Genomic DNA, 12,509 nt, shown 5'->3' with positions numbered 1-12,509 from the left:
ATCTCGCACCATCTCGGGGTGAGAGAACAGCAGCTTATAGCTGTGGTCGTGAGGGTGGTGGGGTTGACTCGCCATACGTGCTCCTGTCTTGATACCTGAAGCCTACCGCGTTGCGGGTACCGGCGACAGGGACTATCGCGAATAAATTCGCTCCCACTAATGTCTTCTCACAACCTGGATGGACACCCTATACGGCGTATCTTGTGGGAGGCCTTCGCGAGAGGCACGCACTGACGTCCTTCTTGCCGCTCTTTCTCGGCCCACAAACGAGAACGGCCCAAAAGGGGCCGCTGCGTTCATATACATTGACATTCTTATGCCTCTATTCTAATTAATTATATTAATACAAAATATTCCAAGGTGACTTCCATGCCGCAAGGTTCTGTCTTTCACTCCCACCGCCCCCAGACCATACGACTACCCAAGGAAAGCGCCTTCACCAAAGAGGTCAAACGTGTCGAGATTATCTCTATCGGGCAGAAGCGCATCATCACCCCCGTCGATAATTCATGGGATGAGTGGTTCGATGGGCAAGACGTCACCGCCGACTTCTTTTCTGAGCGCGATTAACCTACGACTCCCCCGCCCATGCCTCGGCCGCGTTGACCAATTGGCGGTGAACGTGGCTATTTACGCAACGCCCTATCGTGACGCCAAGGCGCTGCGGCGGCGGGGTTTATGCAGCGTTTCTCTAGAGAACGGGCTTCAGAAGAGAGCGAGCTTCACGGAGCGGGCTTCGCCAGATCGCTAATCTTTTCGAGATTGTAGCGTTGTGCGGTCTCGGCGGTGACTACGAAGCCATTCTTGTCTTCCGCAGGGGCTGGCTCGAAGCCCACCAAGCCGCGATCAGGCAGCAATGTAGACAAGGGTTGTCCGGTCGTATCGGCAAGCGTATTTAGCCAGCCACCCAGACTGCCGGTGTATTCCGGGAACAGGTCGATCTCACCACTTTCGAGCAGAGGCAGATAGGTCGCGCGGTTGCCGATTTCCTGCCGATGCCGGGTGGGGTATCCCGCCTGGTCGAGCGCCTGTTGGTACATTTCCGCCAGGATGATGCTCTCGGCGAAATTACCCGAGCCGACCACGATGGTTGGGCCCTCTTTCGGCGCACTTTCCGAAGGCGCGGACGCCCCATGTTCCTGCAGCCATTCCCGGGCGATGGTCTCCGCCTCCACCCCATCGAGCGCGAAGCGTCGGTTCATCTCGGTCAGCTCTGGAGTCGTCAGGGCGGCGCTGAGCGGATTGAGCACCTTACCGAGCTCGGGGTAGGCGTCGCCGATGGACTGGTGGGCCACCGGGATGACGTTTTCCGCCGGCTGGGCGTCAAGGTCATCCTCCAGCAGAACGAAGCGGTCAGTGGCAAGATATCCATTGGTGGTGAAGAGCACGCCGATCTGGATATCACCGTTCAGGAGCGCCTCTCGCGTGCGCGGCCCCCCGGGGTCGGTGACCACGAAATCGGCGAAGTGCAAGCCGTACTCTTCCTCGAGAGCGGGCAGGCAGTACGGCTCATGGGGACACTCCTCGCCGGAACCGAATACGAACTGGTTGGCGATGGTTTCGGGTCCGTTCTTGCTGGCCGACGCGTCCTGCTCGGCCTCACTGGCCGACAAGGGCGGCGCTGCCAGAAACAAAGCGGCCAGGGCCGTGGTAAACATCAGGGAGCTGCGTCTGGTCAATAGCGTGTTGCTCAATTCGATCACCCCGTAATATTGAAGTTGTGAGTCAGACTCTCGTACTGGCGCGCAATGGCATCAGGCGAGAAACGTTCATAGTGCTCGGGCTTTATCACCGGCGGCGCGTCCAACACTTCACGCATTTTACCCGCCAACGCCTGCTCATCGCCTGTTGGCACCAGGCAAGTCGCCAGTTCGCCCGTCAGGATATCCCTCGGCCCCGACGGACAATCGGTGCTGACGACGGGCGTGCCGCAGATCAGCGACTCCGCGATGACACGACCGAAACCCTCGTAGTCGGAGGCCAGCACCAAGAGATCGGCGTGACGAATATACGGGTAGGGATTGGCCTTCTGACCGAGGAACACCACGCGCGACTCGAGCCCCAGCTCACGGACCAGCGCTTGGGCGTGTTCCAGCTCCCCGTCGCCGACGAACACGAGTTTCTGCGTGATCCCGCTTTCTTTGTAAGCCCGCAGAAGGCGGTCATAACGCTTTTGCCGTAACCCCAAGCGCCCCACAAAGACGATATAATCTTTTATCTCCACCTCATCTTGCATACGCTCACGGACAACGTCAGCATCGATGATATTGTGTATTACCTTGGCTTGACGAGGGGCAGCACCATACGCAGAAATCGATTCGAGTATGCCATGCGAGATAGCAAGCACACGGCGCCCACCATAAACATTTTTTATTTTTCGTCTTATCTTGAAATTTGAAACATTTTTACTCAGCAGCATCTGAGCAGGGTCGGTCCGAGCACATAACCATGCTTGGTTAGCCAGGGAGGAATAGGCTACAACCTGATGCGTATAATAAAGATTGGCAATAACAACATCATAAGACCGTTTGTTCTCACTCAACCATTTATCAAGCTTTTGGGCGTGCAACCTAAAGCGTCTAAGCTTTTGCCAAGCATTCTTATACGTGAACGGGATTTTCTTGACCGCCACACCTCTCGGCATGTCATATTGAACTTTATCGCTCAACACAACCATCGTCACGTCATGGCCGCGCTGTACCAACGCCTCGGCCAAGCTCAATATCGAGATTGGAGCGCCTCCGCCCCCCAAGTGGTCAGAAGCAAATAAAAAGCTCCTTGCAGCACCTTTCATTTGGAAATTCCTTTTCCAATAATTTTTAACACGCTAATCTAACCAGCCACAGACATCATCCGTATATGGCTTTGATCTTCCACCAGGTCTTCCGTGGTGACCTCTTTCAATTTTTGCAAATCCGGCTGCCAATTCGTCGTAATACCGAGGAAATGCAGAAAATAAGATTTTTCATCCACCAAACCATCCAGCTTGTTGCGTTTCAAACGATTCCAAAAGAGATAGTTCTTTTTCACCCAGGTGTTATGCGGGGAAATCAAGAAATTCGCGTCTGCGTCACAAACAAACTTGCGTGCGGTCTTTTTCCTTTCCGGACACCGGTACTTGAAATCGCGAAACGAATAATCGCTTTTCCCAGGATTCACGTAGGGTACGTTATGACTCTCAAAGTAAACCACACCATCCCGAGAGACATTTTCCATAACGCTCTCTGCGTTGGATACCAAGAGCTCATCTATATCGAAATTGAACAGTACGCCGCCCCGAGCAAAACGCCTCAAGCAATGATTCAAAGCCACGGGCTGCGCAAATGAACTAAAACGCTTTGCCGTAGGCCCGAATGGAAACGGCCATTTTATAATATTTGCTTTATCCCCTACGCAACTTTCTAGCTCTTCGAGGTTGGAACTCCCATTGTCATATATATAAACTTCATCTATAGCGTAATTCGTTCTATAATGTTCAACCCAATCGTTGACCCATGCAACATCATTGTTTTTAGAGATTGCCGTCAATACCTTCTTGCCAGACGCCACAAACTCATCTTTCAGAGAAATTTCACGCTCAAAATCAGGAAACTTCAACACGACATCATATTGTTCCTGCCGTGGCAGCCTGAGCCTCAAAATCGAAACCTTTTGTTCTGGGTAATCGGCAAGAGAATATTTTCTCTGCTTCCCATTCACAAAAACTTGAAGATTTTTCACATACGACTTCAAATTCAAGGCAGGTGGACCAATAGCAACCAGTTCACCCTTGTCAGAATTAACAAATACATCATAAAAAATGTATCGATTATCAAAGTTTTGTAACTGCTCATCGCTGATCACCCCATCTTTTGGATGAGGCTGTCGCCGTTTGGCAACATCATCTGGCATCAAAACGGAGTGAACGCTATATTTCATGGTTATCTCGAGATAAGGACATTTAATTCGAAAAACCTTAATATATTAAATTAACAGAACATCCACCTATGTATCATCTTAACCCAAGATAGCACATCTGCGAAAAAAAGCTGCTAAAGAAAACGACACGGTTCACCACTCCATGAGCCATTGGCAATCAATCGCATTGGTGATCGAATGGTACTCCTACATAACAGGAAGCTGGATAGATCAGAATGCGAGGGCTTTTACCTCTCCTCCAAGTAGGGGAACATAGAAAACCATGTCCAAGCATAAGCCGGATTGCCTTGACAATTATTATAGAGTAAAATATAGAAAACAGCCACCAAACACATACCATACATCAAGAGCCAGATTTTGAAGAACGAAAACGAAACACCTCCCTTGATAACAGTAATAGTCCCTGTTTTTAACAGATGGCCTCATGTCTGCGATGCAATTGAAAGCCTTCTTTCACAAACCTATCAAAATTTCGAGTGCATTGTTGTAGACGATGCATCTTCAGACAAAAGCTATGAAAACATAAAGGAAAAATATAGCGACAACGAAAAAATAAGAGTAGTACAATTATCCAAGAACTCTGGGCAGGCAATCGCTAGAAATATTGGCGTACAAAAAGCCTCAGGTAGCTTTATATGTTTTCTGGACTCAGACGATATACTTCTTAAAGATTCACTTGAAGCTCGCATATCGGTTTATAATGAAGAAATAGACAAAGATACGATAGTGTCTGGCGGTAACATTTCAGCTGAAAAAAGTAACACCAAAGACCTGAAAAAACGACTCACCCCCATCACACTCGATGAATACCTTATCGAAAGAGGACTCATACACACCAATACGGTAATGATGCGTACTGCTTCTTTTCATCACCTAGGGGGGTTTAATGAAGAGTTGCGCCAACGGGAGGATGTTGAGTTTTTCATACGTGCACTTTGCCATTTTTCTGCAGTTTCTTGCGGCACATATGTAGCGCAAATGCGTGCCGTCGATAGCAGCCGGGCTCGTCACGACTATGAAAAAATAATAAAGCAAGGTTATGCTTTTGTAGAAGCATTAAAAAACAACAAAAAACTACATGAAGAGGCCTCCCCTAAAACCCTTAATAATTACATCAGTCAAGGCTACAACTCTTATCTTAATGCTCTTTACAAAACAGGGCGCCACAAAGAATACAGGTCAGAAATAAAAGGGTTAGCTGCATCAAAAAAAATACACTTAACCAAAAGACATTTAAAAAGAATCCTCGCTGGCTTTTTAAGCCCTAATAAATAGAGGGCCATCACATAACAACACCCTTATTCTTTAACTCTTTTATATCAGGAAAGAAAAAGTCCTGCTCCGAATACTCAACACTGGCCGGGCTCAATGGTAGGCCTGAAAGTCGCTTTTCATTAAAGTCTTTCAAAGGCTCAGGAAGATCTAAAGATACCGAAGAGTAATAATCCTTAAACTTGATCATTGATTCAAAAATGGGCTCAACAAATGTAACGGGCCTATTCAGAGCGTGAGCGAAAACGATACCATGCAGCGAAGAGCTAAACACATGTTCTGCGCTCAGTATCTCGCTGCATACTTGCTCTGCAGTAGCATCAATATCAACGACATTAACACTCTTAGACATGTACTTATAATGTTTCCGCTCTTTGTAATGCGGTATAAAAACTACTTTTCCTTTCTCAGGCTTTGTCTCACGGCCATACATGAACCGCACCATCAAACCAGGATCTAATAGAAATTTTAGTGCGGATAAGTCATACCCTTTCTTCTTGAATTCATCATACGTTATGGGGCCACGAAGCCCATAAATAGAAACATTGTCTTTCCTTTCTATTTTATCAGACTTCCCTTGGGTGCCGATACCACACAAAACATCTCCGTCTTCCAACCTATGGGAGACAGAGCCTATCAGCAAAAGCCTATCACCCTCATCTTTAATATTGACGGGTTCCTCACTATAAAATGACGTCAATATATCATGATTAAGAATATCGCCAGCATTACCTACTTTAAAGTGCTTATAGCCATCTCGCCAAAAAAAATCTCTTAGCTTGATCTTCCATTCCGGAAGAACACGATCATTCCAATAATAAGTTCTCAAACTCATTAAATATTACCTTGAATAAAATTTATGGATCAAGCCGCCCCGACATAAGTTCGGGCGTACATGTTTGAAAGGCTTTACACAAACGCACTAGGGCATCCTGCCCCTGCAAGCCTTGCGTCACCCGCGCCCACCACTCCCGATGCACGGCCTTCACCAACACGGGCACGGAAGGCAAGCCGAGATGCTGGGCCATGGCCAGGCGATGCAGGCCGCGGTTGATCTTGAGGAGCCGACCTTCACGCGTAACAGCCACACCCAGCATATCCTTCCCACGGGTGGCGTCGAAGCCACGCACGGTCATGTCGTCCATGAAGCTCAGGTACACCCGCAAGAAGGTGAGAATGCGCGCCTCGCTATCCAGCAGAATACCCTGCTGATGCGATGACCAGGGTTTCCCAGCCTTCAAGCGTTTCATGTATTTGGCGAAGGCTTCCGACTGGGTGAGATCGTCGCGATGGTTATCGATATCCTGGATGAAGCGGGCACGCGAGCTGGTACGTAAGTCGCCCCGGCGCAGATCCCACTCACCATCCCAAATGAATGCCGAGGAAGTCGGCCGGTACTTATGGGGCCAACCCTGCCAATGCGTACTACGGATCAAGGCCCTGGGATCAACGTGCAGTATCAACGCGTCGCCAAGGGTCAACTCGACTGCGCGGCGCGGCAGGCCGATACGCTCGACACAGGCGGCACCCGGTAACGCATGCTTCCAGAGACCAAGCAAACCCAGCTCCACTGGCACGCCCAGGGATTGAGCGCCCTCCCTCACCGTTTTAGCCACGCGTGCCCGCTGTACCGGCCAGTACATGCGGGCGTCTTCCAAGGGAGCGAATGCGGGATCGCCCGCAGGTGGCGTCGGCAGCCGACGCTCGCCAAGCAGCAGAGACCTCACGCCGCGCCCTCCTGCCTCACCGACAAAGCAAAGAAAGCGCTATTCTTGTGTCGCCCTAAGAAGCGACGGAGAAGATGCGGTTGCCCATGTTCCATGCGTCGTGCCTCGTTATATGCTTCATGCTTTAATAGTTAGCATGATAGCAATTTTAACGCACGTTACGTAAGGCTAACGTCTTATAAAGCGACCTCTTTCAAAGGTTATCCCGGCCTGGCAACCAGCCCCTAGCCGGCAGAACCCGGCGTTTGTAGAAACCGCGCCGCAACGGTCTCAGGCTTGAAGTCATCCAGCCATGCTTCTTGTATGACCGGGGGGGCGTTGGCTGCGGCATCGCGTATCCCCGTGGCCAGGCTTTCTTCATCATGAGCGACGATACTGCTTTCCAGCTCGCCCTTGAGAATCGTGCGAATGCCGCCTGGGCAGTCCACACTCAGCACCGGCGTGCCACACGCCAAGGCCTCGAACAGCACGATGCCCATGCCCTCGAAGCGCGAGCTCAGCACGAACAGCCGGGCATGGTGCATCCACGGATAAGGATTATCACGCTGACCTGCGAATATGACCCGCTCGGCAATATCCAGTTCCACGGCCAATGCCTCGAGGTTGGCGCGCTCTCGGCCATCGCCGACCAGCACCAGCGGCATGGTCACCCCGGCACGCGCATAGGCCCGTAGCAGCAGCGCCTGGTCTTTCGCCGGCACCATGCGCGCCACGTTGACGATGTAGGGCTCAGACGGAATATCCGGCTCCGGCGCCAGCATCGTCTGGCGTATACCCGCAATGGGACAGGGGTTGGGAATGACCTCCAGACTCGCCGGCGAAAAACGCCACACCGCCATCGCCTGGCGTAGCGTCTCGGCAACGCCCTCCGAAACCGCGACCAAATGTCGATCCTGATAAAGGCAGCGCGCAAACAAGCGGCGGCTGAAGCTTGGCTCGCGCGCACGAAGGATATTTTCCAGCGTGTAGCGCGCGCGCTCATCTCGAAACGTCCATACCTGCTCGAAGGTGCCCTGGCCACGAAAGACGATCCGATCCACCCGCCCGTGGCGGCGCTCGAAGCGCCATAGCCATAAGCGGAACACGGCCCCGCCCATGATCCCGGTACCCAGGAACACGGCACGATTGAACAATGGGTTGAGCAACCAGCGCGCGACAAGCTCGAGAAGGAAGCCGACCACCGTCAAGCGACATACACGCATGAGCGGTAAATGATGCACGTTCACGCTCGCGTGTGTCGGGCTTAGCGGCTTCTTGACCCGGCGAAAGCTCACCAGATGACTTTCATGCCCGGCATCGGCAAAGGCATCGGCCAGATTGACGGCCACCCGCTCCATGCCGCCCATCTTCAATGAGCGAACGACAACCAATGTACGCATTACACGCCCCGCCGACGCGGCCAGGAGAAAACTCGCTGGCCAGTATCCAATTGCCAGCGCCAAATGTGCGTCACCAACCCACCGACAACGATGTTATGCACGTACACCCCCGTCCAGAAGGAGTTATAAGACTCGAATTGATTGACGATCATCCAATAGACGAAGAACGACGCCCCGAATAGCGCCATATCATTCGGCAGCACGCCCGCGCGCCACGCCAGCCAGGTTCCCCGGCCGATCCACAATGCCAATGCCGCAATAACGCCAAGCCCCAGCACGCCATACGCCACCCACACTTCCAGGAAGAAGTTATGCAGGTGACCAAAGCGTTCTTTCACTTCATCCGGCAACCACGGCGTATGGTCAATCACCAGGCCACGCCCTTCGCCGCCCCAGCCGACCAGGGGGCGCTCGGCGATCCAATCGCTTGCCGCCACCCAGGTATGAATGCGAATACCCACGCTACTGTATGGCACTGACTCCAGATCACCTTGCAGCACCTCCGCTATCACCCCGGATTCCGTCTCCAGGCGTTCGCTCAGCGTGCCTCCGAAGAACACACTGCCAAGCGTGATGAGCACCAGCCCCGCGACGACGCCACCGATGACGGAACGCAGCATGCGACGCCCCATGCCACGGTTAATTGCCCATAGCAAAACGATCAACACCGCCACGGGGAACGAAACGGCCAGGGCCAGCCACACTGCACGCGTCTGTCCGATGGCAATACCCACCACGCAGATGCCCAGTGCCAGGCCCCACCCGATGCAGCGCCAGGGAACCCAACGCGTGTCATTCATCATGATGCGACGGGCAAAGATCACCAGCCCCAGCAAGGCCACCCCGAACAGCATCGAGCCATGCTGTTTATTGCGGATGCCGAAGCCGGTTCTTACGCCCTCCAGGCCCTTGCGCCATTCCTCCAGCCCGCCGGCGGCAAAGGAGGCAACGAGATAGCCCAATACAGCCAGCCCCCATACCAGCAGCGTATTGCGCGAACTTCCGCCTAGCCACCACGCCACACCGATGAAGATGAACAGCTTGGCAAGGCGATCCACTTCGGGGTTATCCGCCACCCATTGCGGGTGATGAAAGTACCCCAACCCCCACGACAGCACCTGCACAGCGATGGACAGCAACAATAACCACAGTGGCGCAGAACCACGTATGCCCTTGCCCCATGCCAGAACGGCGATCAACCCCAATAGCGCCGTGGCGCTACCCGCCGGGCTACCCACGGCAGGCCACAGCACGCGTAACGTGCCATACAGCAACAACGCCGTTGCCCCCACGACGACAAGCGCACCGGGAGACCGCCCGATACCGCTAGGCTCCCACAGACGAGAACGCAGCATTCCACCCCCAAAACCAACCGACCGAACATTGCGGCGCACCATGCGACGATATGGCGACAGCCCCACTATGTTCTTCCATGAAAAAGCCGCTGACAAAGTCAGCGGCCCGAGAATATACCCATGCGTTCGCCAGGCTGTTGCTTAACACCAAAATTCAATACGCATTCTTGTGCAAGAACCCACGCACAACCGTCAAACCGATAATACGAAAATCGAGCCACAGCGACCAGTTGTCGATGTACCACAAGTCATACTCGACGCGCTTTTCCATCTTCTCGATGGTATCCGTCGCGCCACGAAATCCATTCACCTGCGCCCAGCCGGTGATCCCCGGCTTCACCTTGTGGCGCTTCATGTACGACTCGACGAGATCCTTGTAATGCTCGTTGTGCTTCAAGGCATGCGGCCGCGGCCCGACGATGGACATGCGCCCTTGCAGCACATTGTAGAACTGCGGCAGCTCATCCAATGATGTACGGCGCAGGAAGGCCCCGAAGGGCGTCACGCGCGGGTCGCCGCGCTGCGCCTGGGTGATCTGGCCTGAGGGCTCGTCATGTACCTCCATCGAGCGGAACTTGTAGACCTTGAAACGCCGCCCGTTCACGCCGGTGCGATGCTGCTTGAAGACGATTGGCCCCGAGGACTCAAACATCAGGATCAACGCGATCACGGCACCGATTGGCAGGGAGATCAGCAAGAACACCGAGCCCAGCACCACATCCTCGACACGTTTGAGAAAGCGCGCCGTTTCCGTCATCGGCGTCACGCTCAAGTCGATGGAGAAACGCCCCGCCACCTCGCTGATGCGATGGTTGAGCAGCTTGAGATCCTGAAACTCCGGCAAAAAGCGCACTTCAGCGGTCTGGTGGCGAAGCGCGAACATGATATCCCGCACGGTGCCGCCCATTTCCAACGGCAAGCACAGCCAGACCTCCCGTGCCCCGGAGGCCTCCACACGTCGCGCCAGGGATTCCAAGCTCTCTTCGTCCGGCGCCTCTGCCATTCGCTGCACGCCTGAAATGGCGAAGCCCTCGGCCGGTGACTGGCGCATCCCCCGCGCGACATTGAGTAGATGCTCCTGGGGGCCGACGAGAAAAACCCCTCGCAGGTTCTTCCCCAACGCACGCGCTCGCTTCAACAGCAGCATGACGAGAACGCGAAACCCTGCCGATATGCCAAACGAGAACAACAGGGTCATCCCCAGCCACAGGCGCGAATACCTGACGGAGGCCTCAGCCAGATAGATGATCGACGTCGCCAACAGCGCCACGATCACCCAGACACACAACAGCCGGAAAAGGATGTTGGAAAGGCGCGTAGTACGCCAGCGCACGTAAGCACCATCCAGGAAATTCGCCATCACCACGAAGATGGCGATGATCACCATGCCCAACAAGAAACGATCATGAACATCCGTGGAGCCGAAGCGAATGCAATAGGCCAGAAACCCGGAAAACAGCACAGCGCCGGCATCGATCAAGGGGACGAAGACTTGAGCCGGAAAACGCTCGGTAATAATCTTCTGAGAAGACTTACTCATTTAGTCAAGGCAATCCAAACCGATTTAAAAAACCATACGAGACGTTGAATCGCGGCCGAGGCTCAACCGCGTTCCGTCAGCGCATCAACGCCAGCACATCAACGCCAGCACATCATCAGCCATTTCCCCCATGATCTTGTCCCTGTGAAAACGCTCGATGAACGCTTGCCTAGGCTGCGATCCAAGCACCAGTGTCTCGAAAGCTTCCAGTGCGGAGGCGGCATCGCAAGGCTCAAAAACGGCCGTGTTGGCGATATTCTGCTGACAGAACTGGGCAGGGAAAGCACGTACACCCGCCCAAATCGGCTTGCCCATCGCGGCGTATTCGAAGAGCTTGGAAGGAATGACCCGCGAGAAGCAAAACATATCATTCAGGTGTAGAAACAACACATCGGCTTGCCGGTAGTGTTCGATTAGTTGATCCCGAGCAACGGGAGGTCGAATTTCCACGTTGGAGACCCCTTGCGCCTGCAAGGCGGCTTGCAACGTCTCGCGACGCCCACCGTCGCCGATCAACAAGAAGTCGACGCGATTCTCCAACCGCTTGGCCAATGCCGGCAAGATACGGTCGATCCCTTGGCACTGGCCGATATTGCCTGCATACAGCACACGCAAGCGTGACGTAGCCGGGCTAGACGCACTCGCAACGTCAGCAGCCGATACCTCACGACGCTCAGCCTCGGCCCCCTGCAAGGCCGAATCGGCAAAAAGCGGATCCACCCCATTGGTATGCCAGGTAAAGCGCTTACCGGGGTAGCGACGTTCGAAATACTCCCCAAACCCCGGCGACACCAGATTGACCTTTGAGGCATAGCGGACCGCCCAACGTTCCAGGGTGCTGAAAAAACCGATGCCCAAGCGTTGGGTGCCTTTGGGTAACAAGAAAGGCAAGTTTTCTACAAAGATATCGCGGATATCGAGATACAGGCGTGCCGACACGCGACCCGCCACATAGCGCCCCAACACACCGGTCATCAGCCGCGATGAGGTCGCGATCACCAAGTCGTAATGCTGACCTCGTGTCAGCCGCGCCACCTGCCATGCATAGGCGAGAAAGGCCCTTGATTGATCCAGTATGCCACTCTGGTGGCTGGGCAAATCGATACGACGCACCGTAAGCCGCCCGTGATCAGACGTCTCGACATCAGGCGCGGTGCTATCGTACTGGGCATAGCGGTTGGGCGCCGTGGTGATGACCTCAACCTCGTCCTCCGGTGACAAGCGCTCCAACAACGCATCGACCAAGGCCCGGCTACGAAACGCCCCAGCCCCCAGATCGGGGGGGAAATAAAAAGTCAATAATAGAACGTTCAAGCGA

General features: G+C 53.8%; 11 protein-coding genes. 2 read left to right on the top strand and 9 right to left on the bottom strand.

Annotated elements, in window-relative coordinates; translation table 11 throughout:
• The first annotated feature begins 369 nt into the window (after nucleotides 1-369).
• A complete protein-coding gene (vapB, locus tag L1071_RS05785) occupies nucleotides 370-570 on the top strand; it encodes a type II toxin-antitoxin system VapB family antitoxin (protein ID WP_246969790.1) in 201 nt (66 codons plus the stop codon).
• A gap of 152 nt (nucleotides 571-722) precedes the next feature.
• Here the strand turns inward: vapB and L1071_RS05780 are convergent, their stop codons facing one another.
• The 3 genes from L1071_RS05780 to L1071_RS05770 are packed head-to-tail and all read right to left on the bottom strand — an operon-like array spanning nucleotide 723 to nucleotide 3,918.
• On the bottom strand, nucleotides 723-1,658 hold the full coding sequence (locus tag L1071_RS05780) for a glycine betaine ABC transporter substrate-binding protein (protein ID WP_246969788.1): 936 nt from the start codon (nucleotides 1,656-1,658) through the stop codon (nucleotides 723-725).
• A 41-nt stretch (nucleotides 1,659-1,699) separates the two neighbouring features.
• Nucleotides 1,700-2,794 (bottom strand): glycosyltransferase, encoded by a 1,095-nt coding sequence (locus tag L1071_RS05775; RefSeq protein WP_246969785.1) that lies wholly within the window; start codon nucleotides 2,792-2,794, stop codon nucleotides 1,700-1,702.
• Between the two features lie 38 nt (nucleotides 2,795-2,832).
• Nucleotides 2,833-3,918: a glycosyltransferase family 92 protein gene (locus L1071_RS05770; RefSeq protein WP_246969782.1), complete on the bottom strand. Its 1,086-nt coding sequence runs from the start codon at nucleotides 3,916-3,918 to the stop codon at nucleotides 2,833-2,835.
• 357 nt (nucleotides 3,919-4,275) lie between these two features.
• Between L1071_RS05770 and L1071_RS05765 the strand changes: the two genes are divergently transcribed.
• A complete protein-coding gene (locus L1071_RS05765; RefSeq protein WP_246969779.1) occupies nucleotides 4,276-5,193 on the top strand; it encodes a glycosyltransferase family 2 protein in 918 nt (305 codons plus the stop codon).
• A gap of 7 nt (nucleotides 5,194-5,200) precedes the next feature.
• On the opposite strand, the gene L1071_RS05760 is transcribed toward L1071_RS05765, so the two are convergent.
• From L1071_RS05760 to L1071_RS05735, 6 genes are all read right to left on the bottom strand, one after another.
• Nucleotides 5,201-6,025 carry a polysaccharide pyruvyl transferase family protein gene (locus L1071_RS05760; protein ID WP_246969776.1) on the bottom strand — a complete coding sequence of 275 codons (825 nt, stop codon included), beginning with the start codon at nucleotides 6,023-6,025 and terminating at the stop codon, nucleotides 5,201-5,203.
• Between the two features lie 22 nt (nucleotides 6,026-6,047).
• Nucleotides 6,048-6,917 (bottom strand): hypothetical protein, encoded by an 870-nt coding sequence (locus L1071_RS05755; RefSeq protein ID WP_246969774.1) that lies wholly within the window; start codon nucleotides 6,915-6,917, stop codon nucleotides 6,048-6,050.
• A gap of 224 nt (nucleotides 6,918-7,141) precedes the next feature.
• Nucleotides 7,142-8,296 (bottom strand): glycosyltransferase, encoded by a 1,155-nt coding sequence (locus L1071_RS05750; protein WP_246969772.1) that lies wholly within the window; start codon nucleotides 8,294-8,296, stop codon nucleotides 7,142-7,144.
• On the bottom strand, nucleotides 8,296-9,651 hold the full coding sequence (locus tag L1071_RS05745; protein WP_246969770.1) for an O-antigen ligase family protein: 1,356 nt from the start codon (nucleotides 9,649-9,651) through the stop codon (nucleotides 8,296-8,298). Before L1071_RS05745 ends, L1071_RS05750 begins: the two co-directional genes overlap by 1 nt.
• A gap of 154 nt (nucleotides 9,652-9,805) precedes the next feature.
• Nucleotides 9,806-11,191, bottom strand: coding sequence for an undecaprenyl-phosphate glucose phosphotransferase (locus tag L1071_RS05740; RefSeq protein WP_246969768.1), 1,386 nt, complete (start codon nucleotides 11,189-11,191; stop codon nucleotides 9,806-9,808).
• An 84-nt stretch (nucleotides 11,192-11,275) separates the two neighbouring features.
• On the bottom strand, nucleotides 11,276-12,505 hold the full coding sequence (locus L1071_RS05735) for a glycosyltransferase family 4 protein (RefSeq protein ID WP_246969766.1): 1,230 nt from the start codon (nucleotides 12,503-12,505) through the stop codon (nucleotides 11,276-11,278).
• Nucleotides 12,506-12,509: the final 4 nt, after the last annotated feature.

It is taken from the genome of Chromohalobacter sarecensis (genome assembly GCF_023061135.1).
GTDB lineage: Bacteria > Pseudomonadota > Gammaproteobacteria > Pseudomonadales > Halomonadaceae > Chromohalobacter > Chromohalobacter sarecensis.
This window is presented reverse-complemented; position numbering and strand designations above follow the sequence as displayed.